At 39.5% G+C, this 24,155-nt stretch carries 18 protein-coding genes; 5 read left to right on the top strand and 13 right to left on the bottom strand.

The features are described 5' to 3' along the window. Positions 1 to 55: 55 nt before the first annotated feature. Positions 56 to 1,519, bottom strand: a complete 1,464-nt coding sequence (gene dgt / locus HJP15_RS01470) for a dGTPase (RefSeq protein ID WP_054452560.1) — start codon at positions 1,517 to 1,519, stop codon at positions 56 to 58. Between the two features lie 130 nt (positions 1,520 to 1,649). Between dgt and HJP15_RS01465 the strand changes: the two genes are divergently transcribed. Further along, entirely contained in the window at positions 1,650 to 2,849 is a 1,200-nt protein-coding gene (locus HJP15_RS01465; protein WP_054452563.1) for an alkaline phosphatase family protein, read from the top strand. A gap of 364 nt (positions 2,850 to 3,213) precedes the next feature. Beyond that, complete coding sequence (locus tag HJP15_RS01460) at positions 3,214 to 4,743, top strand: glycoside hydrolase family 19 protein (RefSeq protein ID WP_170172897.1); 1,530 nt, start codon at positions 3,214 to 3,216, stop codon at positions 4,741 to 4,743. A gap of 75 nt (positions 4,744 to 4,818) precedes the next feature. Here HJP15_RS01460 and HJP15_RS01455 read toward each other — a convergent pair whose 3' ends face one another. From HJP15_RS01455 to HJP15_RS01425, 7 genes are all read right to left on the bottom strand, one after another. Next, entirely contained in the window at positions 4,819 to 5,193 is a 375-nt protein-coding gene (locus HJP15_RS01455) for a DoxX-like family protein (RefSeq protein ID WP_054203939.1), read from the bottom strand. Between the two features lie 326 nt (positions 5,194 to 5,519). Further along, positions 5,520 to 6,887 carry a DUF3526 domain-containing protein gene (locus tag HJP15_RS01450; protein WP_170172896.1) on the bottom strand — a complete coding sequence of 456 codons (1,368 nt, stop codon included), beginning with the start codon at positions 6,885 to 6,887 and terminating at the stop codon, positions 5,520 to 5,522. Beyond that, positions 6,880 to 8,319 carry an ABC transporter permease gene (locus HJP15_RS01445; protein ID WP_170172895.1) on the bottom strand — a complete coding sequence of 480 codons (1,440 nt, stop codon included), beginning with the start codon at positions 8,317 to 8,319 and terminating at the stop codon, positions 6,880 to 6,882. Before HJP15_RS01445 ends, HJP15_RS01450 begins: the two co-directional genes overlap by 8 nt. 11 nt (positions 8,320 to 8,330) lie before the next feature. Then, positions 8,331 to 10,331: a TonB-dependent receptor gene (locus HJP15_RS01440; RefSeq protein ID WP_170172894.1), complete on the bottom strand. Its 2,001-nt coding sequence runs from the start codon at positions 10,329 to 10,331 to the stop codon at positions 8,331 to 8,333. A 17-nt stretch (positions 10,332 to 10,348) separates the two neighbouring features. Further along, positions 10,349 to 11,110, bottom strand: a complete 762-nt coding sequence (locus HJP15_RS01435) for an ABC transporter ATP-binding protein (RefSeq protein WP_054203935.1) — start codon at positions 11,108 to 11,110, stop codon at positions 10,349 to 10,351. 166 nt (positions 11,111 to 11,276) lie between these two features. After that, a complete protein-coding gene (locus HJP15_RS01430; RefSeq protein ID WP_170172893.1) occupies positions 11,277 to 12,176 on the bottom strand; it encodes a spermidine synthase in 900 nt (299 codons plus the stop codon). Then, positions 12,169 to 12,789: a fused MFS/spermidine synthase gene (locus HJP15_RS01425; protein ID WP_170172892.1), complete on the bottom strand. Its 621-nt coding sequence runs from the start codon at positions 12,787 to 12,789 to the stop codon at positions 12,169 to 12,171. The genes HJP15_RS01430 and HJP15_RS01425 overlap by 8 nt, the downstream gene beginning before the upstream one ends. Before the next feature lie 202 nt (positions 12,790 to 12,991). Between HJP15_RS01425 and HJP15_RS01420 the strand changes: the two genes are divergently transcribed. Both HJP15_RS01420 and HJP15_RS01415 read left to right on the top strand, forming a co-directional pair. Continuing rightward, a complete protein-coding gene (locus HJP15_RS01420) occupies positions 12,992 to 14,695 on the top strand; it encodes a DUF3592 domain-containing protein (RefSeq protein ID WP_170172891.1) in 1,704 nt (567 codons plus the stop codon). A 195-nt stretch (positions 14,696 to 14,890) separates the two neighbouring features. Further along, positions 14,891 to 15,679, top strand: coding sequence for an SH3 domain-containing protein (locus HJP15_RS01415; protein ID WP_170172890.1), 789 nt, complete (start codon positions 14,891 to 14,893; stop codon positions 15,677 to 15,679). Between the two features lie 17 nt (positions 15,680 to 15,696). Here HJP15_RS01415 and HJP15_RS01410 read toward each other — a convergent pair whose 3' ends face one another. The 4 genes from HJP15_RS01410 to HJP15_RS01395 form a co-directional block, all read right to left on the bottom strand. Further along, complete coding sequence (locus HJP15_RS01410; protein WP_170172889.1) at positions 15,697 to 16,338, bottom strand: glutathione S-transferase family protein; 642 nt, start codon at positions 16,336 to 16,338, stop codon at positions 15,697 to 15,699. Positions 16,339 to 16,418: 80 nt separating this feature from the next. Beyond that, a complete protein-coding gene (locus HJP15_RS01405) occupies positions 16,419 to 17,057 on the bottom strand; it encodes a glutathione S-transferase family protein (protein WP_054203929.1) in 639 nt (212 codons plus the stop codon). 193 nt (positions 17,058 to 17,250) lie between these two features. Further along, the gene (locus tag HJP15_RS01400; protein ID WP_170172888.1) at positions 17,251 to 18,312 is read right to left on the bottom strand and encodes a hypothetical protein; all 1,062 of its coding nucleotides are present in this window, start codon (positions 18,310 to 18,312) and stop codon (positions 17,251 to 17,253) included. Between the two features lie 299 nt (positions 18,313 to 18,611). Then, entirely contained in the window at positions 18,612 to 20,123 is a 1,512-nt protein-coding gene (locus HJP15_RS01395; RefSeq protein ID WP_170172887.1) for a DUF3360 family protein, read from the bottom strand. Positions 20,124 to 20,598: 475 nt separating this feature from the next. Here HJP15_RS01395 and HJP15_RS01390 point away from each other — a divergent pair, with 475 nt between their 5' ends. Beyond that, the gene (locus tag HJP15_RS01390) at positions 20,599 to 21,468 is read left to right on the top strand and encodes an MYG1 family protein (RefSeq protein ID WP_054203926.1); all 870 of its coding nucleotides are present in this window, start codon (positions 20,599 to 20,601) and stop codon (positions 21,466 to 21,468) included. A 109-nt stretch (positions 21,469 to 21,577) separates the two neighbouring features. Here the strand turns inward: HJP15_RS01390 and HJP15_RS01385 are convergent, their stop codons facing one another. Continuing rightward, the gene (locus tag HJP15_RS01385; protein WP_054452585.1) at positions 21,578 to 23,656 is read right to left on the bottom strand and encodes a sensor domain-containing protein; all 2,079 of its coding nucleotides are present in this window, start codon (positions 23,654 to 23,656) and stop codon (positions 21,578 to 21,580) included. Between the last annotated feature and the right edge of the window lie 499 nt (positions 23,657 to 24,155).

The raw sequence follows: 24,155 nt of genomic DNA, 5'->3' as shown, positions 1-24,155 counted from the left end.
AACACAATGACCCCAGTTTAATAGCACTGAAGAAATTAATCTAGCCACGTATTGCTTATTCTATCACCATCAACGCGCGATACTCATCGTAAGCAAATTGATCAGTCATACCACTAATATAGTCTTGGATAAGCCTACACCTGTAATAAAACTCGTAAGCCAATACATGATCAGGCTCTGCTTGCATTGCGTCAATGGCTTGTGAATAGCTGTTCAAATGCTTTTTAGATAGCTTTTTAAGTAATCTAGTTTCAATTAAAAAGCGTTGGTCGCCTTTAGTAACCCGTTTAAAATCGTCATGGCTTAATTGTAATAACGGCTTATAACAATCAAGTAAGCCATTAATAATGCGATAACCTTGTAACTCAAGTTTTTCAACTTCTTTATGAGAAAAAACATGTTCTAAAGCAACCTGTTTTAGCGTTTTAGTTACCGCATGTAAATGACTTCTATCTTCTAATAGTGCTTGATTGAAATCGCCATGAAATACCGCTTCAATATTGTTTATAAAGCGCTTAGCTGCATAATTTACAAGTGGATGTAACAATGAAACGCGTAAATATATAAAAAACTCACTATTAAAATTATAGGGTTGTTGCGCCGCCTTCTCTAACGCATAATTTACTGCTTTTTCAACCATCAGCTGATGTTCACCATCATTAATAGCAAAGTTTATTAGCGCTTTTTTATAATGCAGCTTGAGTTTTTCGCATAATAACTCAACGCTTATAATGTCTTTCTCAACGGCATCTTCAATATCTGCCAGACAATATGAAATATCATCTGCCGCTTCCATTATGTAACTCGCTGGGTGGCGACACTGTGGGTCTATTTCAAGTGCCTTTTGCAATGATTCTACAAAGTTTTTTTCGCTAAAGTAAAAACCCACTTTTTTCATTAAATAATTTTTGCTCTGAGGAATATCTGCTTTTTGCATTGTGGCGGGACGAGTGTATTTTAATATTCCTGCCGTTTGGCTGTACGTTAAGTTTAGACCAAGCAGTGAATGAACAATACGAATACCTTGTGCATTGCCTTCAAAATTACATACATCTTGCGCTAAGTGCTTAAATATAACACCAATACCTGTGTGCGGATCTGCACAGCGCTGTGGTATCAATGCAGTGAGGTTCTTGTCAAACCAATGATTAATTGCTGCTTCACCAAAATGTCCAAATGGAGGGTTACCAATATCGTGCATCAGGCAAGCCATTTCGACCAAACTTTCCAAGGGGCGCTCTAAATCTATTAAACCAAACTCACGCTGCTGCTGATCGCTTAAGTAATTAAAAATACGCTGCACGATAAAGCGGCCAACTTGTTGTACTTCAAGCGAGTGGGTAAGTCGAGAGCGCACCGCAGCATTGCGCTCTAATGGAAAAACCTGCGTTTTTTGCTGCAACCGACGAATAGCAGCGCTGTTAATGATACGGCCACGGTCGCTTTCAAGCGCAGTTTGTAAATTAGGTGTGGAGCGAACTTCTCGAGCGGGGGTTATTTTTTTAGTAAAATCGATCATAGTAGTTCCTTCTTAAAGTCTTTTTAAATTAACAGCTTTATCCAACAATTCTAAATTAATACGTTATATTTATAAAAAAATATCGTTAAACTCAGCAATTATAAATTTTTTATTACCGAACGGAAAAATTATGAAGTGGCTCATCCATCTCTTGCTATTAACTTTTTTAGCTTTTAGCTCCTTAACTATAAGTGCTAAAACCGACAATACTGTCGTACTTATCTCCCTTGATGGCTTTCGCTGGGATTATATTGAAAAACACAGCGCACCCAATCTAGCAAAAATGGCGGGATCTGGTGTACGTGCGAAAAAAATGCGCCCTGTGTACCCAACTAAAACATTTCCAAATCACTTGTCGATCATAACCGGTTTACTTCCGATTAATCATGGTATTGTTGATAATCGTTTTTGCGATAGTGACCGTAATGACTGCTACAGCATGGGCAAAGGATTAAAAGATAGCACATGGCTCAAAGGCATCCCTCTTTGGAATTTAGCCTCTATGCAAGGGCTAAAATCTGCCACCTATTTTTGGCCAGAGTCGGATGCGCGCTTTAACGGTATGACCCCTGATTACTTCTACCATTATTCAAAACATAGCGATTACCAACAACGTATTGATCAAGTGATTCAGTGGCTAGAGCTACCTAAAGCACAGCGCCCACGCCTTATTGTTAGTTATTTTTCATTGGTCGATAGCATGGGTCATGAATATGGCCCTGATGCAACACAAACCCGAGATGCTGTTCATCAGTTAGATGAGTTAATGGGTCAGCTACAGTCACGTATTGCACAGCTGTCGCTTAATATTAATTTAGTGATTGTTTCTGATCATGGTATGAGTGCGGTTGAACCACAGCAAAGTATTGCCCTAAGCAGCCTACCTAAAGATGAAAACTTTATGGTTAAAAATACTGGCCCACGCGTGCTCTTCTATGCAAATAAAGACAGTAAAGCCGATATTCCAGCTTATAAAGAACGTTTAATGAATGCCGCAAAGGGCCGCTATATTGTGCTAACCGATGCACAGCGTAAGGGATATCATTATCAAAATAATGGCCGTACTGGCGATATTATTTTGCAAACTACCGCTCCACGAGTATTTTCAAATAAAGGTAAAGTAGATTACCTTGGCACCCATGGCTATGCCTACACTGATGATATGGCTGCAACTTTTATTGCTAATGGCCCAGCATTTAAACAAGGCTTATTATTAGATGAAGTCAATAATCTTGATATTTACCCGCTGATAGCCAAAGTCCTCGGAATTAAAATACTCAATAAAATCGATAGTGATGGGACAACCTTGTGGCCTGCGTTAGTAGAGTAAGCCGCTTATTGTTACGTTAAAGCTCTGATAGCGATTTAATCGCGAGAGCTTAGCTCAATGAGAATTGAGTCAAGCCCTCGCGTCCTTAGAAAACCCTTTAGACAGGACATGTTTTATCTTTGTGCTCCCATTGTCGTCTGTTTATGAAATAACCCTGTCTGATTTTCTTAGTTTGCTGCCACCACCATATTTGAATAATACTTGCTGATAACATTACACGGTGGTTAATTCCTACGTTATAAACTCTTTATAATCCGACAATAAAATAAATTGTAAACTAGGTTAATTGATTGTTACCAGATATTGTGCCTATAATAGCACATAGCTAGGTGATGTATCGTTTAACCCCATTAAGGATTGACCAATGAATATTAAAAAATCTATAACATTGGCTGTGATGACAGCGTTGTCTACTATACCGTGGCAGAGCACCGCAAACGATGTATGGCAACAGTCAATTTCATATACCGCTGGCAGTGAAGTATGCTTTGCAAGCACGCTATACAAAGCACGTTGGTGGGCCAATCCAGGTGAAGAACCAGGCTCATCACAATGGGGGGCATGGGTTGCGAAAGCTGACTCAACTGTATGCGATAATACTGTTTCCCCGCCTGTTGAGCCACCGGTCGATCCCGTAGACCCACCAGTTGAACCAATTGATCCTCCAGTAGACCCCATAGATCCACCGATTCAGCCACCGGCAGAACCGCCAGTGACACCGCCATCAGGTGACCCATACGAAACAGGCGTTACAAAAAATCCCGCTGGCGGTTATTTTATTAACCCTGCATTAGTGGCAAACACCGAGCTTGAAAAAACATCTTCGCCATTATTTAGCAAAGTAAAAAATACGATTCGTAAGCTTGATAATGCAAGTGTTGAATCTGTAACCCCACTAAGAGCAGCTAACCCTCGCAATGTTAAGCGCTTAGAAGCGATATTAGATCAAGCCAGTTTTGAGTTTTTATTTGCTCAACGTGCACCTGAATATACCTATCGTAAGTTTTTACAAGCGGTGGCAAAGTTTCCTGCTTTTTGTGATGATTATGATTCAGAGCAACAAGCCGAGGCAGTGTGCCGTAAAGCACTGGCAACTATGTTTGCTCATTTTACCCAAGAAACAGGTGGCCACGATCCGCATTCGGCCATTCCACAATGGCGCCAAGGCTTATACTTTATACGTGAAGCTGGCTGTAGCGAAACCAGCGCAGGTTGTGGTTATAACAACTCATGCGGACCCTCAACATGGCAAGGACAAACATGGCCATGTGGTACTGACGAGCAAGGGTTATATTTAAAATATTTTGGCCGTGGTGCAAAACAATTATCGTACAATTATAATTATGGCCCATTTTCAGACGCGATGTTTGGCGACGTAAATGTACTACTTAATAACCCTGAGTTAGTAGCTGATACGTGGCTTAATTTAGCCTCTGCCGTATTTTTCTTTGTGTATCCCCAGCCACCAAAACCAGACATGATGTCGGTTGTTGACGGCTCATGGGTACCAAATGAAGCAGATATCGCTCGCGGTATTAGCCCAGGTTTTGGTGCTACAATTAATATTATTAATGGCGGTATTGAATGTGGCCACGGCTACGACAAACCACAAGCACTTAACCGTATTGCATATTACGAGCAATTTGCAGCGTACTTAAATGTACCTATTGATAATAATGAAGTGCTCAATTGCAGCAACCAAGACAGCTTTACAAATGATGGCTCAGGTGCGCTTAACATTCATTGGAGCGAGGATTGGAGCTGGAAACAATACCGACCAGATGGTAAAAGCTTTGAATGCAAATTAGTGCCCTATCAAACACCTTATTTTGCCCTAAGTGAAGGTGCTTACAAACGCTGTGTAGAAGAGAAATTTAACGCAACAGTAGAATAACGCAAGATTAAATAACAGCCTTGGCGCATAAGGAGCCGGCTAAGGCTGTTATTACTTGAGCTCAATTTAGGTTACTTATAAACGCTGTTTTGATTTACTCTCCAACAAAATAAAACTTAACCCGATTAACGGTATATTCGTTGTTACTGGGTTAAACGCGCCAACAAGTAATTGTGGCTGTAAAACAATAACAAAAAATAACAACCCAATTAATCCTACAATATTGAGCCAGACGACTGTTCGGTTTTTATAAAACAAAATAAAAATTAAGCCAAATACCAGCTCACCAACACCCGCTGCTTTTGTTATTAAATAAGAAATTTCATCCGAAAAACCAAGACTTGCTGTCATCATTTTTTCAATCGGATCAATGTGTAACAGTTTTGGAAATAGTCCATGATAGAGCCAGCTAAACCCTATAATAAATCGGGCAATTTGTGTTAATGACATCTAATAACTCCATATGCTTTTAGTCAGATAATCCCTATTACATTAAATGAGTGTACTGTTATACCCAAGCCACCTCAAGATGCAGTTTCAGTTGGCGCTAAAAGGGACGGACAAAGTAACGCCATGGTATTAAGCTCCTTTGAAACGCTGAATTCTACTTTGAAATTACTCAAACATTGAGCGATGATTATTCATAGCCATCAATTTTTATATCTAAACGGGATGTTAACTGCAGTTGCGGTATGAGAAGAAGGAATTTTTATAGAGTTAAATTATTTAATATAAAGAGTAAATAGCGCAGTACCAACTGCGCTATTTAAATCATGCTATATAACCGTTAAACGTTTAAAACGTGTATTTGCAACCAATAGGCAAAATGCACCTAACGCAAGTAACAACATCACGCCGTAGTGTACGCCTTGCAACTGAGCCGGCTGTATTTGCTGTGAAGGTTTAAATAATGGAAAACGTTCAATGTCTTCGGACGTGATCGCTGTATCATTAAATAAATAAGGGTATATAAATTCTCTAATTTGTTGATGGTAAGCGCTCACCTGCAACAAGTAAGCTCGTTGACCCTGTGCATCACTGCCAGCTAATTGATCAAGCGCTTGTTGATACAACAAATTAGGCGAAAGCCAGCTCACTAACGCTAAGTTACTCGAGCGCGCTTGTTGTTGAGTTAAATGATCTTGCCAATGCTGATCAACAGCAAGGTCGCTAAGTTGTTGCATCGCATAATACCACTTCCAATGAAAGCGTCCGCTAAACTGCGTTTTTTCGCTGTACTGCGGGTATTGCTCAACAAAGCGTTGCAATGAGTCTTGCATATCTTGATCCCAACCATCATTTAAAATTAAGCGTTGCTCTATGCTGGCTTTTAGTGCGGGCTGCTCATTAAATTGTTGGTTAAGCACAAGATGAATAACACCAGGAATTAACACAGCAAACCCTAGCCACACGCTAATAAATGCCAAACTATTAAACAAGCCGTTCATATTAAAACTAATGATCAAAGTGGCTACTAAAAACCAAAAAGCACAATAGACAAGGCTAAGTCCTAAGGCTTGTATAAATAGTCCATCAAACGGTAATGAAAGTAGCATTGCTGCAACTAAAAACAGTAAAACAATGATCCCTGCGACTAAATAAAAACGCAGTAACAAAGCGCGGATCATGCTTTTCACAGCCGCATTACCAGCAAAGGCACTGAGCAATCTAAAACGCCCCGATTGACGCTCATCGCTGAGTAAATTAACGCACAATACACCAATCAAAATTGGCAGCATGTAGGCTAATACGAACCCTAAATCAAAACCGCCAGCACGGTATTTCTCAGGGTTGATCACCTCTTTGTTATAAATTTGCCCCTGTAACGCCAAAGCATTGACTTTCATCGCCGCGAGGCTATTTTGACTTTGCCCTACAAACAAAGCAGCCCAAGGTGAAAGCTGCCATTGAGTAGGTGCTTTTGCGTAATAAGCAAGAGAGCCAATTTCAGGTAGCGACTCACGTGCTTTTATATGCTCTCGCTCTTTATCAAACACCACTTGCGCTATGATTTGATCTTTACGCACCTGTTTGTAACCTTGTGCGCCTAAATAAATCGCTAGTAAAGCACTGACAAAAAAGACCAATAAACTTATTTGATTTGCACGCGGTGATAGTAAACGCTTTAATTCAAACTTAAGCATGGATAAATGCCCTCCGTTGCACACTCGGTGTTACAAGCACACCGAGTAATAAAGTAATGACCGCTACAAAAGCCAGTATTGCCGTTAAGCTATTGCTTAATGACCAACTTAAACTTGCTGGCTGATAGTGAAACTCAGGGAAATCTTGCCATAAAGATGCAGATACGCGCTGCTCACGGTCATTATGATGGTCAATCTCTTGTGTGTGTATTGTATTTAAACGTTGAATACGCTCAAAACGATGTTGCTCAGCTTGCTGCTCAAATGAAAAGAAATGTCGGCTATCGGCACCACTTATCGCCATTGATAAATCGCGTACGGCTAAGTAAGGATTAAGCCAATAAAAGTAACCAATAAACTCACGCTGTGCTGCAAATTGATCAAGCTGTGTTTGGTAGTGACGTTGATAAATTTCAGCACTAATTCGCTCACCTTCTTGCATTATTAAGCCACCATAATTAACAGGGAGTTGCTCAATGGTATCAACGCCATATTGAGTTAATATTCGCTGTTTAAACTCATTAAAGTGTGGGTCGTTAAGATTATGGCTATCGCCAACTTTACGAATGTCTGTTTGCACTTTTAACGCCAGCATATTACGGCTTTTATGCGGGTGTAATTGTTGGGCAATATCAGCAAGTGTTCTCGGCGCTAATACTAATAGCACAAACCACACGGTAATTAACGCTGTTAAGCTGTGTTTTGGCATACGGGTTAAGCTAGAAACGAGTAAAATCACACAAACCCAAAATAAGCAGTACCCTAAATACAGTAAAAACAACAAGCCAATACGAAGCAGCACTTCAGCACTTAGCACTGCATCAGCCAGCGCACTTATCATTATCGAGGCAATAAATACCGGCAGTAAAAACCCAATACTAAGCAGTAAATAAGCAAATCCCTTACCAAGGAGTAAATGATTAAATTTAACGCCAATGGCCAACAATTGCTTTAAAGTCCCTTTTTGCTGGTCGCCGCTAATGCATGAGAAACCTAATGCTATTAACAGTAACGGCCAAACAAACAGTAATAAATTAGCAACCGAAAGCTCAGAAAAACGCAGCAAGCTTGCCTGGCTATCATTGGCAAAGTTAGCGCTATTTTGTTTATGTGCTTCTAAAAAAACACTGTTACCCACCCAATTATTCACACCAATGTCAAAATAGCTCAACGCGCTGGGCGGGCGAAATGCAAAGTGACCAAAGTGCGCTACCCGGTGCGGGTGGCGATCGGGTTGAGCTAACCATTGCTGCTCTACCATATGTTGTGAGCTAATTTGTAAACTGCTACTTTGTTGGTATTGCTGCCAACTTGTTACCAACGCCACCGCGAGCAGTACTTGCATGAGTGCAAATAACAACCACAATGTGCGATTTTTTACTTTTTGTTTTAGCTCGTGCTTGCACACTTGCCAACTAATAAAATGAGACATAGTAATTCCTTTTAAAATCGATACGACACGCTAAAGTTAATCGCACGCCCATCGGTAGGAGAGTGAATTGTTTCATCACCCACTAAGTAAACATAATCTGAGTAGCTATCAAATAGGTTATTGATCCGCAGCCCAGCATTTCCCCAGCCCAAATCATAATCAAAGGCTAAATCAACTAGTTTATAATCACCGTATTGCTTATCTTGGATAACATTACTGACATAATAATCACCTTGAAAATGACCAAACAACGACACTTTAAGTTTGTTAACCGGATGGTAGATGATCCCTGCCGTTGCAGTAAACTCAGGCACGCCTAATAACCAATTACCTTTTTGAGCAATTTTTGCTTCACCGGGTTCGACCAATTTTGCTTCTTGACGGGTATACGATGCAAAGCCAGACCACTGCGTATTGATATCAGCGCTCAATGCGAGATCCCAGCCTTTACGTTTGGTTTCGCCGATGTTTTCAAACCCACCTGAACCATCCGTTTTTGGCGTTAACTCGTCTTTGGCGTCTTGCTGCCAAACTGATAAGCGCGTATTTAACCAATCAAATAACTGCCATTTTGCACCCGTTTCAAATCCATAGTTTTTAGAGAAATCAAACCCTGAGCTTTGCTCATTTATATAGGCTTTGCTGCCTGTAGGTGCTTGGAAACTCACACCATAATTAGCAAACAGATTTAGTCTATCGGTCATCTCGTAAAGCACATTAAACTTAGGCTGAAGGGTAATACCCTCATCATTTATGGTTTTGTATTGCTCGCTTATGCCATCGAACAAATCACCACTGAAGCCATCAAAGCGTAAGCCACCACTAATGAGTAAACGCTCACCTCTGTACTGTAACTGAGTAAAACCGCCATAATTGTTATAGTCAAAATCCCAATTTCTAAATTGCTTTTGGCGTACTTTCGTTACCGTTACAAAACGTTCATTACTGTTATCTTGCGCTTGATAATCAAGACCCATACTGAGTAACCAAGTAGGGCTAAACGTCGCACTTAATGTAGCTACTGCTCCGTATTGACGATCTTTTTCTAGGCGTTCTTGCTGAGCTGAAGATGCTGTGTACTGTAAATAACGATGACGATCAAATTGTTGTATGTAGCTTTTAACACTCAACTGCCATACAGGGTCAAACGCATGATCTAAATGCATACTTAAATGACGTGTTTGTTTATCGCCACTGTCGTTTTGTGCGTAATCGGCAGATTGAGTGGAGTCACGATGCGCTTCTTGCTCAGTTAGGTAACCCGGGGCATCAGCTTCATAGTCAAAGTAACGTGCAATAACACCAAGCTCTGTATTATTGCTTGGTTGGTAGAACCACTTTCCTGAAAAAGTATGTTTTTCAAGGGCGCTATGATCTCGATAACCTTTAGTATCACGCACGCCTATAAAATAATGCTGAGAAAAACCATTATTTACATCACCAAAATACCCTTGTGCTTCATAGGTATCAAAACTACCAGCCAAAAATTCAACTTCCTTTGCGTCATCACGACGGCAGGTCATATTAATATTACCTGCTAAGTTATGCAGGCCATAACGCGCATCTTGGTTGCCTTTAACCACTTCGATAGACTCCACTTCCATCGGAAATAAAGCATCCATTTCGCCTAAACCAACATGTAAGTTGCTCGGTATGCCATCAATTAACAGTTTGGTATGTGGCATCGACCCTTCACCATTAAAGCCACGCATGGCGACGTCTGTTGATACGACACCTTGATTAAAGCGCGAGAAATACACACCAGGTATTTTAGTGAATAAATCCACAGTGATATTTACATGCTCATTTTGTAATTGATCACGATTAACTACATCAACAGAGCCCACTAACTGAACATCTTTAGCGCCATTACTTTGACCATGAACCTCGATCACATCACCAATAAATAATGTTGAATCTTTATTTTGCTCATCATCAGCAAAGGCAATCGTTGAGAAGCTCAAGCAGCTTAATAAAGCAATATTAATTGGCGAAATACGGGTACTACACATGATTGTTATCCTATTTTTTATACGAGTTCAGGTTCTGACGATTTAATATTTTTTGACTGTGCTTGCTGTGGTAATTCATCACCGCTAATAATGTGGTGGTAGTTAGCTTCAAGGTCATCGAGCGAAAGATTTTTATTATCAAGTAAAGTGCGTAGTTGACCCTGTTTCATAATGCCTATTTGTGTTGCGAGACAATGAGCGCAATACAAATCATGGGTAACCATTAAAATTGCGGCGCCGCGCTGAGCAAGTAAATCAATAATTTTAATAAATTCACGCGTGGCACTTGGATCAAGCCCTGATGTCGGCTCATCAAGCAGTAGTACTTTGGCTTTACGTAAAATAGCAAATGCAATACCCACCTTTTGGCGCATACCTTTTGAGTAGCTGCTTAGAGGGTTTTTCCATGCACTTTGTTGCAAACCTGTTTGGGTAAGCGCCGCTGCAATTTCTTCATTTGTGGTCGATTGCTTTGTAAGTGAGGCGAGGTAATGCAGATTTTCTATTGCATCAAACTCTTCGAATAAATTTACTTGCTCTGGTAAATAAACTAATTTTTGCTTACTTTTTTCAGGCTCTAATTGCACATCAATACTATCGATTGTCATGCGCCCGGAGTCAGGTTCAATAAAGTTTAACAGTAAATTTAAAGTGGTACTTTTACCTGCACCGTTTGCACCTAATAAACACGTAACTTGCCCTGCAGGTACAGATAAACATAAATCATTTAGTGCGTGGTTATCGCCGAACGATTTACTTAAATGGCTAATTTCAATCATTACATAATCCCTATTGCATTATTTTGATATAACATAACTTTTGTTATGTTATATCAAAATAACATTTTCAACAATAAGAGTTATTCTCAAATTAGATTTAAGCAAAAGAGGCTCGCTAAGCTAAGGTCATTACCTCAGCATAAAGAGCCTCTTACCCAAATTATGGTTAGAAATTAAGTAAATTGGCGGGTGAATATTGATCCGTGAGTACTTTTGTATCACTTGGCCAGTCTTGGTTGTTTTTAGTTGAGCGCATGCCTTTGCTCACAGCATCAATATCTATACTATACGGGGCTAATAACGGCGCTAATTTTTTTACTCGCTCGGTAAGGTGTTCTTTAGTCGGGGCTTTGTTAAACCCGGCTAAAATGATCCGATTACTCTTTTTAGCCGTCGTTACATTAATAAAATCACCAAATACCGCATGATATGTAGCTGATTCATGTTCATATAATTTGCTTGATGAAAAGGTATTAGCCGCAACAATTCCTCCCTCAGCTAAAACACTTTTTATCTCTTCAAAAAACTCTTTGGTGAGTAAATGCTCAGGAATGTAGTCGCCATTAAAGGCATCAAGAATGATCCAATCAAACGTTTGTTTTTTAAGTGCCGCACGTTTTATAAAAATACGGCCATCTTGCACCTTTGAAGTTACTTTTTCGCTTTCTTTAAAATCAAAATAATCCCGCGCAACTTTTATCACTGCAGGGTCAATTTCAACATTTTCTATTGTCGCTTGTGGGTAAAGCTCATGAATTACATTTGATAAAGTACCGCCACCGAGGCCGATAATTAACACATTTTTTGGGTTATCGATCATCAATAAGCTGGCAAACGTTAATTTCGTATAGTTAAACACCAACTTTTTCGGTTTGCTTTTATACATACAACTTTGGCTACTTTGACGTGTTTTTTCGTCAAATTTTAAGCAACGTAAATCACCTGTTTCTTCCACTAAAATATTACGATAAAGCGAGCGCTCACTGTGAATAACCTTTGCAATGCACGCATTTGAAAATAATGTTACACCAACAAGTAGCAAACAACGAACCGTTAGCTTACGCATAGACAGGCTCCTTTATTGTTAGCTTATCAAATGCAATAGCGAATAACCCAAGGCAACCAATAAATGAAGCAAATCCAATGATAATGGCATTAACGTCAAATGCTAACACCATATAAAATGAAGTAATAATTGTGCCCAACGCACTGCCTAATGTGCTAACAAAGTACAAACCGCCAGCCACTTGACCACTGTGCTCACTGTCGGTGACCAATAAGCGAACGGAGTAGGGCGAGATCATACCTAAAATAATCGTGGGAATAAAAAACAGCGCTGTTGATGCTAACAACGAGCCATAGCGGCTATCTTCAACGTGCGTAAAAATAAACGCCATAATTGGTTGAGCAAACAATGCGATAGGAAGTACGGCAATACTGGCGAGTAAAAAGATTAAGCCGTATTTTGTTAAAGAGGGTCGTTTAATCGATAACTTACCACCAAGCAAATAGCCAAACGATAAGCTCAGCATAAATACTGTAATAATACTGCCCCAAATATGCACACTACTACCAAAAAAAGGCGCTAAAATTCGTCCCCCTAGAAGCTCAATTCCCATGATACTAAAGCCGCTACTAAAGGCTAAAAAATAGATAAGTCCATTGGTTTTATTTAACATTCATTTTAGTTCTTGTTGTTTAATGTTTAAACCATCTTAACGTGATGAAGAGCCATAGGCTAGACTTAGCCGATTAATTTATGAGCTGTAAACCCCATTTACAGCTCATAAATAAAAAGCCCATATACTTTAATTTGTAGGGTATGATTTAACTAGGTCGTATTTTACGAGCAAATACGTATTAAAAATAATAAGGACATTTATGAAAAGAAGTGGTGCGTTATTTGGTGGTGTGTTTTTTTTAGCTGGGTTTGCTGTTTTTTATTTTACGGTGTTATCGCCTGTAATTGACGCAGCTAAAATGCAATTTTGGCATGTGGCACAAGCACAATTAATCAGTGCTGATGTGTCCAGCTTTGAATCACGTGATAATGAAGGCCATTACACCACATTGTATAAGCTTGATATGCAATATAAATATCAAGTCGATGGACAAGAGTACATTGGTTATCGGCCTCAGGTTAACAACCAGAGTAACAGTGACAGTAGCCGCGCATATTCACTCCTTGGTCAAGCCCGAACTGAGCAAAACTCATCTGGCGGGTTAATGATTTGGTATAACCCAAATGACGTTAGTGAATCCGTATATGATCGCTCTTTAAGTGTTAAGTTCCTGCTGCTTATGTCACTTTTTAGCGGTATATTTATGGCTGTAGGCATAGGTGTTTTTATTTATACCGGCTCTCAATCAGCACAGCCGCTAACAAACGTCGATGAAAAAAAACCATGGACGACCCGAACACAATGGGCGTCACCCGTTATTTATTCTGGTGCTAAAAAAAGTGTTAAATATGCTTGGTACTTTGCGCTTTTAGGCTGCTTATTTAGCGGGGCATTTTCTGTAGGCTTATATGGCGGCAATACATTCACTACGGTGCTTGCTGCATTGTTCTTAGTTTTACCTTTGTGGTTAATTATTCGGGCAAGAAAAATTCAAAAACAATGGTTACATTTTAAAGAAGTGCCATTGACCATTAATCCTTACCCAGGTGTGATTGGCGGCAAAGTGAAAGGCAGCTTAACTATTCCCGGTCAAACAAGTACAGCCACGACGTTTACAGCAACATTAAAATGCACCGAACATTTAACCAAACGCAGTGGCACTGAAAGCAAATCGAGTCGCTGTATCGTTTTTTCAGTAGAAAAAGACCTTACACCTAGAACAAGCGCTAAAGGCGCAGGTCTTGATTTTAGTTTTGATGTACCCCCAGGACAGCCTCAATCAAGCATGCCAAGTAAGCGCTACCATGAGTGGGCATTGGTTATTCAAGGCGAGATTGATGGACATAGTTTTGACCGTGAATATATCATCCCCGTATTTGTGACAGCGCAAAGTGTATCGGTGGAGCAAGAATTAAAAAATCAGCCATTAACGCCAACCGAACAATCAGCAATGCATGCGCGCTTAACGATTGATGAAGATACCACGACACAAGCACTGACCCTGCAAACGCCAGGCGCTAAAGAGTGCCTGTTTATTATAGCCCTAGGGGCGATATTTTTTATTGTTGGGGTGTTAATTGCAACTTTAAATGGCTCTTTTTTTGGTATTGTATTCTCCGCGATGAGCTGCCTATTTTTAGCTTTAGGCATTTGGGGCTACGGGCGAAACTGCAAAATTAAAGTCAGCAGAAATAGCTTGCAACTGGATGTTTACTTCTTCTCTAAGCATGTACAGGCATTATCATTTACAGCGTCTGAGATAAAAGATATTGACGCTTTTGTATCATCAAAAGTCCAAACCAGCGGCAAACAATCCAGTGAGAAGTTTTCACTGCACTTGATAACACACTCAAACAAAACGATTAACCTAGGCGGAGATTTCAAAACAATGAAAAATGCCTTACACCTGAAACAAAAAATAGAACGCATTTTAGGCTGTCGCTTTGCTAAAAATAGCGACTAGTACCAATAAATCAGCATGGCTTTAATTAAACGAATATAAACCTCCCTCCAGATAGCTTAATTGGCTGATCTGGCGGGAGTAAATGGGTAAACTACCTCCCCATTTAAGCAATACCCACAACATACTATGACAAAAATTACGCTACTGACTTTTACTTATATATTGCTCCACTCTTTTAACGCTCACAGTAACCAAATGTACAATCTTGATGGTTTAACTGAAATACAGTCCGCATCAGGTTATTTACCAGCCATTGTGCAGCAGAACGTAAATGTAAGAACATCCCCAAACAGAAGTAGCAATAAACTGGGTTTGTTAGCAGGTGGAACGACTGTGCAGGCTGAGTTTTCATTAGATTCTGATTGGGCTAAAGTTTACTTTGATAACCAAAATGCATATATACATAAGTCAGCACTGATAAAGCAACAATACAAAGCTGATATACACTACTCAATTAAAAGTAATGAAAGCGCTGTATTCTCGATGTCAGGATGGCATTACCCACACTTACCTGGCAGTTACTTCCTAAATTATCAAAGTAACAAATTTGGACACGCGAGCTTTGGACCATTAGCGGGCAGTGGTATCTCAGAGATTGATACCAAATTATTTAAAATCAAACACCCTGATACTAACGCCTACTTAATAACAACCCATATATCTGGGAGTCGAAGCTACTATACTTCTTATTTAGCAATTGTGAATAAGCTCAAGCTGACTGTTTTTCAACTTCCAACCCATACCACAACTGATCAAATAAACTATAGCATTGAAGACGGGCGTCTAGCATTTACTGGTAAGTCATTTCATTCTTGCTGTGATTACGATGCTTTAACAGCCAACATAAATCTCGAGACCTTAAGTTATACCGCAACCCAGCAAACTTACACATTAAATGACAACGGTGAAACAAAGGCTCCTGCACCTGAAAATATACCACTGACCATTAATGAAATTAAATTAGCAAAATCAACAGGTTTATAATGTAATTCAAACGGGCGCTAATAATCTTCGCGCCCTTTTAGCTCACTAAAATCGCTCATGACCCATTTTTTATAACCTGCTCTGGTTTTTAAATGCATGTGCCATTTTTCAACATGTGGCGGTAAAGTGAACGTTAATCCCTGTGATATTAAACGGTAAATTATCGCGCCAACACAAATATCAGCAAGAGTAATTTTTGGTCCTGCCAAATAAGTAGATTGTCTAAGCTGTTGCTCAACAAGTGCTAAACAGTTATTACACGCCAGTAAATCTTGATTTACTTTATCCATACAACGTTTACTCGCAGGGGTGCGATAATACCCCCAAAAAGTGCCCATAAAAGCTGGCTGAAACGTCACTTGTGACCAGTCCAACCAGCGCTCATACAAAGAGCGCTCAAAAGGGGAGAGAGAATACCAATCATCAGCCCCATAACTAGCTGCTAAGTAGCGCAGTATAGTGTGCGACTCCCAAATGATATTACCGCCATCAATTAACACCGGGACTTTTTGCATTGGATTTAATACTACAAACTCAGCGCTATCAAGACCCCCAAAACGCCCGCCCACTTCAATGTGTTCATAATCCAAAGCAAGCTCATCAAGAAACCATAAAACTTTTTGCACATTAAAAGAGGTTGTTCTACCATAAATTTTCATCAAACATCCTTTTGTTTTTAAATAACCTAAATATTGGCTAAGAGGTTTAGCAGCATATTAATTTATTATCCAAATTCAGGTTAAACATAATCAGCAAGGCTTAAGCCTTCTTTTTTACAGACCTTAATTATTGCATCTCGTTTAGCTAAGCGGCGTAAATAAAGGCCAAGGTGCTTAAAAGCAAGCGGTGGCTGTTTAAATTCATCCGCCCATATGGCGAGCATAAATAAATAAAAGTCACACACTGTAAGTTGCTCGCCAACCAAAAATTTTTTATCTGCCAGCTCTGTATCCAAGAGCCCAAGCATGGCCGTTATTCGGCTTTCTTGAGTAGCAGTAATATTTGCAATTGCATCAACGTTATTAGTATGGTTTTGCGGATAAAAATGCACCATAAGTTCAGCTTGCAGGGTGTTTGTTAGATACATGATCCATTGTAAAAATAGCGCGCGTTCTGGTTCACCAACTTGAGGGATTAATTTATTCTTTGGATTTGATTCAGCTAAATGAATACAGATTGCAGCGCTTTCAAATAGCACGCTTTCATCATCAACTAAAGTAGGTATTCGCCCAGCAGGGTTTAAGGCTAAATAGTTTTTTGCTTTGTGCGCATTGGTTTTTCGATCAACCAGCACGAGTTCAAAATCGGCGTTGAGTTCTTCAAGTACAAAGTGAGGGGCCATACTGGCGTTCAGCGGGTAGTAAAAGAGTTTATACATGAAAAATGGCATCCATTCGCTGTTATTTTTAGGCAGCTAATTTTACCTTAAAAATGTACAAAAAGGCTATTTAAACAGCTAATTGTGTTTAGCCAAAATACCATCATGATGTAACTCAGTTACCGCTAAAAATATTAAACCAAAAACGCAGCAACGTCGTGTCTCAAGTAATTTTGATAGCCATATACCAACACTAACTTTTATCATCGTAGATATAATCGCATGGGCGATACCACGTTAATCGCTCCGATGCGAGCGCCGAAATAATGCCATTAACAAAGCTTTGACCGCCGCCAATGGGGTTATATATACCTATGACCCTTGGTGTAATATGCATTTTATCATCATAGAGCAACGCTTTTATTGAACCAAGAGACAAAATGGAGTTTTGCACTGTTGTTCTATTTAATTCACTTGGCAACGGTAAATTAGCCGAAACTAGCTCTCCTGTAGCCCCGAGCGTTTGCACCACTAAAGTACCCGTTAAGTTGCCACTTTGTGCCTCAGCCGCTATTGCCGGCAATCCAGATAAATTAACTTTTCCATTTAATACATTAATAGTGGCTGTTAACCTTAGCCCTACACCTACATAAACGGGTAGGTTAACGACTTCATAGCCTTTCATTAATAGTTTTTCAGCTTGATCAATCCGCTGTTTTACGACTTTTTGATTTAGCTCAGATGATTTATTTTCCACAAACTGAATCGGCGGTTTATTAAAGAGGCTAACTGTTGGGTTTGGCTCTACACTGTATTTTGAAATAACCCGCATAGGAATATCTTCAAATAATTTTACCTGCTTATATGTTTCATATTTTGGCAGGGTGTATTTACCACCCCACCATTTAATTTCAGGGATTTGACCTGATATTTCACGCTTAACTAAAAAACTGCCTTTTACTGTATCAGTATTCGCATAATCTATAATAACTTGGTATGACTTACCCTCAAACCCAACTGTTGATGGGCCAAAGCTCAGCCCACCATTAGCTGTAAATTCTGCTACAGCGAGGCGTACGGTTTGATCAGGAAATGCATGCCTTAAATCACGTAATACAGGTTGCCTAATTGATTTAAATAATTTTTCTTCTTCGCTAGGTGAGCAACTTGCCCCTAGTAACGTTTGCACAGGGAGAGGGTCAAAAGGAATATAACTATAGGATGTTTGCGTTTCAGCCAACGTTGCAGGTGTGTTAGTGGTCAAATTACAACCAGCGATAATTAGCGAGCTTAAGATTAGTGTAGCTGTTTTCATGGGCAGTCTCCGTTGCCAAGTAAAACCTAACTAACAGCTCAATAGCTAGGGCGGGGTTACAAAATAAAAAATAGATGAAGATTAAAAAATAAACAGTAAGAAATTTCCTAAATTTGCTATGAAATAACTCACACTATGGCTGCTTAGTAGGCTGCTGTATGCACATGAATAACCCTAAACTTAGGTTTTTAAAATGAATTTACAGGTGGGATTATAAAAAGGGAATTATCATAACTACGAATAAAAAAGCGGTAAGCGCACATTCATGCACTTACCGCTGTAAATTTAACCAAGTAACGCTACTGCCTAAAACTAGGCATTAAAGCAGGGATCCCCGGTAATAAGCCAACCAATGCCATTACACCCGTTAATACTACAAACATAATTAATGGGATGATCCAACGACTCATAGGCGTTAATTCAGAGCTTCTTTCCTTACAGCCTATCAAACCTAAGTTATCCAGTAGCATGGTCAATGACCAACCAAACGCAGGGTTGACCAAGGTTGATGCAAATACCACGATAGCGGCTGATTGCGTTGTTTTGCCAACACGGGTCATTTCCATGCCCGCTTCAAGTAATGGTATAAAAACCCCCACTATGAGTGCAATACACAGTACCGGTTGCCAAATAGCAAGATCCATTGGATAACCCCATAACCCTGCAACAATACAAAACAGAGCGGTTAAAATAGCCCCCGCTGGTATTGGGCGCTTTGCAATAGCCGCAGGGACAATGTATGTGCCCCACGACGAGGTAAAATTAGAGCCCCCTAAAAGTGAGCCAAATGTTTGCCTTACCGAGGCGCTAAGCATGGTATCGTCAATGTTCATTTGAACTTTTTCAGTACGTTGCGGATAGCTAATTTTTTGAAACACTTGATGCCCTAAAAAATCAGGAGACCACATAGCAACAGCAAGAATTGCAAATGGCAATACCACTATAAAGCTTTCAAGTGTAGGTAAACCCAGCATCCAACCAGTATTTTCACCCCACCAATACATAGGGTTCATGTTAGGTAAGCCCGGTGTTGTTTTAAATTCAAACGGTGCGCCTAATGCAAATGCCGTTAACCCACCTAGTAGGCAACTAAGCGGGACTGCTAACCAGCGCTTTTTAAAGTGCTCTAACAACGCATACAGTAAAATAGTTGCCAAAATAACGATGAAAGCAATATGGGTCATTTGAATTTCTTCCGCCCAAGCAAACAATTTTTTTACTTGTGAAATAGTGCCAATAAAACCTAAATAAAGTAATAACCCGCCACATACGCCTTTACTGGTGAGTCGAGCAAGTAAGCTCCCTCCTTTACTAAAAGCAAGGATCAACCCAAACGCACCAATGAGTAAGCCAAATGCCATTGGGTGTCCTCCCGCCGCAACGACGATTGGAATTAATGGAATTAGCGGCCCGTGTGTTCCCGCTAAATTGGCTGTAGGTAAAATAAAACCGGAAAACAAAATAATAAAGAAAGAAACAATCAGTAGCTCATAGCGTACGTTTTCTAAAATAAATGCGTCACTTAACCCGAGTTGACCAGCAAACGTAGCTGCAATGGCACCAACCATAACAACTTTACCTATTGTGCCTGCCATTGCTGGAATAGTGTCTTCAAATTCGAAGCGGTAATCCCTAAAAGGTACATTAGGACGCCAGCGTTTTGGCTGCATAATTTGCAGTTCATGTTCGAGGTATTCATCTCGGCTTTCAAATTCAGAACTAGGTTTGTGAAGATTTTCATAGCTATCGGAAACTGCTTTTTCACCCGGTCTCTTTTTCGCTTGAGCCTCATTGTGTGGCGTTGTGTTCATGGCTTCTCCTGCAACATAGTTGCTTACTCAAAATAAAAATACAGCTTTGTTTAAAGCAAATAAATATTGAGGTTGCAGAGTAAATCAGGCAGCAGATAATTGCGATTAGGCAAAAGGTCTTGCATGGTGAGCTTTTTGTTATTGAAAACATTTAATTTGAGGTTTTAAAATCTAAATAAAATTTAAAAATATTGTTTTAAATCAATTTACTATTATTAAACAAATGAATTAACACTTAAGTGTAAGTGATTATTTTACAAGCTAAAAACGTGTAATATCTTAGGTATACGCCTTTAGTCTAATAAAATCGCGAATTGCCCAGCTCAAATACAGTAAACGGTTTTGTTAACTGCCCTGATATAGTATCCTCACGGTGGTTTTACTTAAGTGCCCACTGGCTCTACCTACGTAGCCAAAAATAGTTAAGTGTAAATAACGACACCTTCTTCTCCCTTTCAAAAATGACACAATACAAATGAATGAAATAACGATAGCAACTCACAACGGTAATTTTCATGCAGATGATGTTTTCAGCATTGCCGCACTCAAAAGCATTTACCCTTCTTTTAAACTCATACGTACCCGCGATTTAGAGCTTATAAATAAGGCTGATATTGTGATTGATGTAGGGGGTGAACATAACCCTGATACTGGCCGCTTTGATCATCACCAACGTGGTGGGGCAGGCGAACGTGAGAACGGCATTCCTTATTCTTCATTTGGTTTAATTTGGCAAAAATATGGCTTAACACTGTGCAATGGCGATCAAGACGTTGCAAATTCTGTTGATTCTAGTCTAGTGTCAACAATCGATGCCATTGATTGTGGTCACGTTGAAGGTGTATCAAAAGGGATTAGCCTAAGCCAAACCATCTCCATGTTTAATCCTACGTGGCAAGAAGAAAGCGACTTTGATAGCTGTTTTAATGAAGCTGTTGAGTTTGCATCTCGTATTTTAACGCGATTCATTGCAGCAGCAAGCGGCGGCATTAACGCCAAAGCCATTGTTGCTCAAGCAGTCAAAAATGCAGAAGATCCTAGAGTAATCGTATTAGAGAAATACACGCCATGGAAAAAAACAGTCCATGCATTATCTGACGACGCTTTATATATGGTTTACCCTTCGCATTCTGGGCAATGGATAATTCAAACAGTGCCTGCTGAGCTTGGTTCGTTTGAAGACAGAAAACCGTTGCCAAAAGCGTGGGCAGGTTTATCAGACAAAGAGTTTCAAGATGCAACGGGCCTCGATGACGCTATGTTTTGTCACAATGGGTTATTTATTGCCGGTGCAAAATCGTTTAGCAGCGCAATGAAAATGGCCGCGATTGCCCTTGCTGAATAACGAAGCTGCAGCTTAAATTATAAACGTAACAACGTTACTTGTTACGTTTTGTTTAAACTAATTTATACCACTTATCAATTTTAACAATTAGCTTTTAACAATAGGCTGATTATTTATGTGCTGCGGATAATTCCAGCAACTGCTTTGCAGGCAGTGGTTTACTAAAATAATAACCTTGCACAAAATCACAATTTAAATCATTCAACAGTAAAAGCTGCTCTTTAGTTTCAACACCTTCAGCAACAACTTTAAGCCCTAAACTGTGCGACATCGCAATAGTTGCTTTAACTAAGTCACAGTCAGGCTTATTTTCAGTTATGCAATTAATAAAGCTGCGATCAATTTTTAGTACGTCAAATGGGTATTGCCTTAAATAGCTTAACGACGAATAACCTGTACCAAAATCATCCATTGATAATTTTATTCCTAACGCATTAATTTCAACTATCGCGTCGTGAATAAAAGATTGCCCCGTCATCAGCACTCCTTCCGTTATTTCAAGCTCTAAACTATCGGTATCAATCTGTTTATCTTTGAGTATATTTTTTATAAAATTAAGTAACTCAGTATCGCGAAATTGACGAGGCGATAAATTAACAGCCATAGTGTACTTTTTTTGTTCAGTATTTTGCCACAGATGTAAAAACCAAAGCGCCTGTTTAATAACAAAGCGTCCGATTGGTACAATAAGACCCGAATTCTCAGCAATAGGAATAAACTCTTCAGGTGTTACGTTACCTAAAACAGGGTTGTTCCAGCGAAGCAGTGCCTCAGCGCCAATGATATGCCCCTTTTTTACATCAACTTGAGGTTGGTAGTATAATTCAAATTCATTTCGCTCTAATGCACCGCGCATTTGCCCTTCAATTTCAAACCGCCGCTGCATAATAATATTCATTTCTTTCGTAAAAAATGAATAGGTGTTTCGCCCAAGCGCTTTAGCTTGGTACATGGCAGTATCGGCACAGCGTAATAAATCAGACGCGCAATTCCCATTTTTAGGGTATATAGCAATGCCAATGCTCAAAGTAAGAACGAGCTCTCTGCCATCCACTTCAAAAGGTTTTCTAAAGGTTTTAAGTAAGTTTTCAGCAATGACAAGTGCATTATGATGTTCAGTTAAACCACGCAGCAATACAATAAATTCATCACCGCCAAGGCGACCTACAGTATCTTCCTTTCGTAAAACTTGCTGTAAGCGCTTAGCCGATTCGATTAAAAGCTTGTCACCAACCTCATGCCCTAATGAGTCGTTCACTTTTTTAAAATCATCTAAATCCAAAAAAAACACCGCGGCCTTTTCGTTACTTCTTTGCGCTTCAATAAGTATTTGAGATAAACGATCGAGCGCTAAAAAGCGATTTGGTAATGAAGTTAAACTATCAAAATAGGCCTGATGTCGAATAACCTCAGCAGATTTGTATTGCTCTGTAATATCACGAATAATCAGCATTACTTGATGATATTCGGATAATAGACCAATTCTCGCTTCAAAATAAACAACACCGTGGGGCATAGTCAGCGCATACTCAAAACTTACCATTGTTTTTTGTTGCAATGCTTTTGCAATATGGGATTGAAACTTACTCGCAACTTCCTCAGGTAACACATCAGCCATATTATTACCGATAAACTGCTCAGGTGATGCATAAAGATGTTCGTCATCACTGGCGTGATAATCAATAATAGTTCCGCATTCTTCCATCAAAAAGAATAAATCGGGTATAGCACCAAATATTGTTTCAAGCATATGGTCTTTAAATATTGCCTGAGCTTGAGCCTGCTTAACATCGCTTAAGTCAATATCAATGCAATACATTTGTTTAATATTATGCTGATTAGTGAACATTACATGGCTGGAGAAAACGATGATATCCTTCCCACTTTTATCACGTAATATAGCCTCTGACGCTGGAATTTCTATACCATGTTTTACCCAGTCACTGTGCGCCGCAATCACTCCCTCACGCATAGGCTCAGGTATAATCAAATCTTCAAGTTTTTTCCCTTTAGCCTCCTCTTCGGTATAACCATAAAGAAGTTCACTACCTTGGTTCCAGTAAATAACTCGTCGTTCTTGATCATACCCCTGAACAGAAATAACATTCACAGCATCAAATAGTTGGTGTAACGGATCATTGATAGCATACTGATGAGTTAACATATTAACGACTGTTTTAGAATTCATGCTAAGGCGTAAACCAATAATTATTTTATTTAATAATAGGATGAAATGATTGAATTAGCATATTTAAAATTAATAATTTCAACCTAGGGCGCGTTGACCTTTGTGGATTGAAATTTATTCAATCTAGGGGCGATTTAATCGCGGCGCGAGGTTTGTAACCGAGTGGGCTAAGTAAGAATCGAGCAAAGAGTTAATCGCCTCTAGGAAGAACCTTTTAGGCAGCACATGTTTGGTATTTATACTGCTGCAAAATCAATTACGAAAGGTCAGCACGCCCTAGCAACAAAAAATTTTCAATCGACTTATGCCTTAACCACACCCAGTATTAAAACTGATATTTAAGGGTCAACTAAATTCATACCACAATTATGTTGATCACTTATGACACAAACAAAATGTAATCCCCCTTTACAGTTTGGCTCTGATTTCTGCAAAGTAGAATAGGGGTTAAACTTAACCCCTTACGATAGACGCTAATTTTGACATTCAAAGAGATTGG

Origin of the sequence: Pseudoalteromonas sp. NEC-BIFX-2020_002 (genome assembly GCF_013002825.1) — a bacterium.
Taxonomy (GTDB): Bacteria; Pseudomonadota; Gammaproteobacteria; order Enterobacterales; family Alteromonadaceae; genus Pseudoalteromonas; species Pseudoalteromonas neustonica.
The sequence above is the reverse complement of the archived record's forward strand: the minus strand, read 5'-3'. Positions and strand labels throughout refer to the sequence as shown.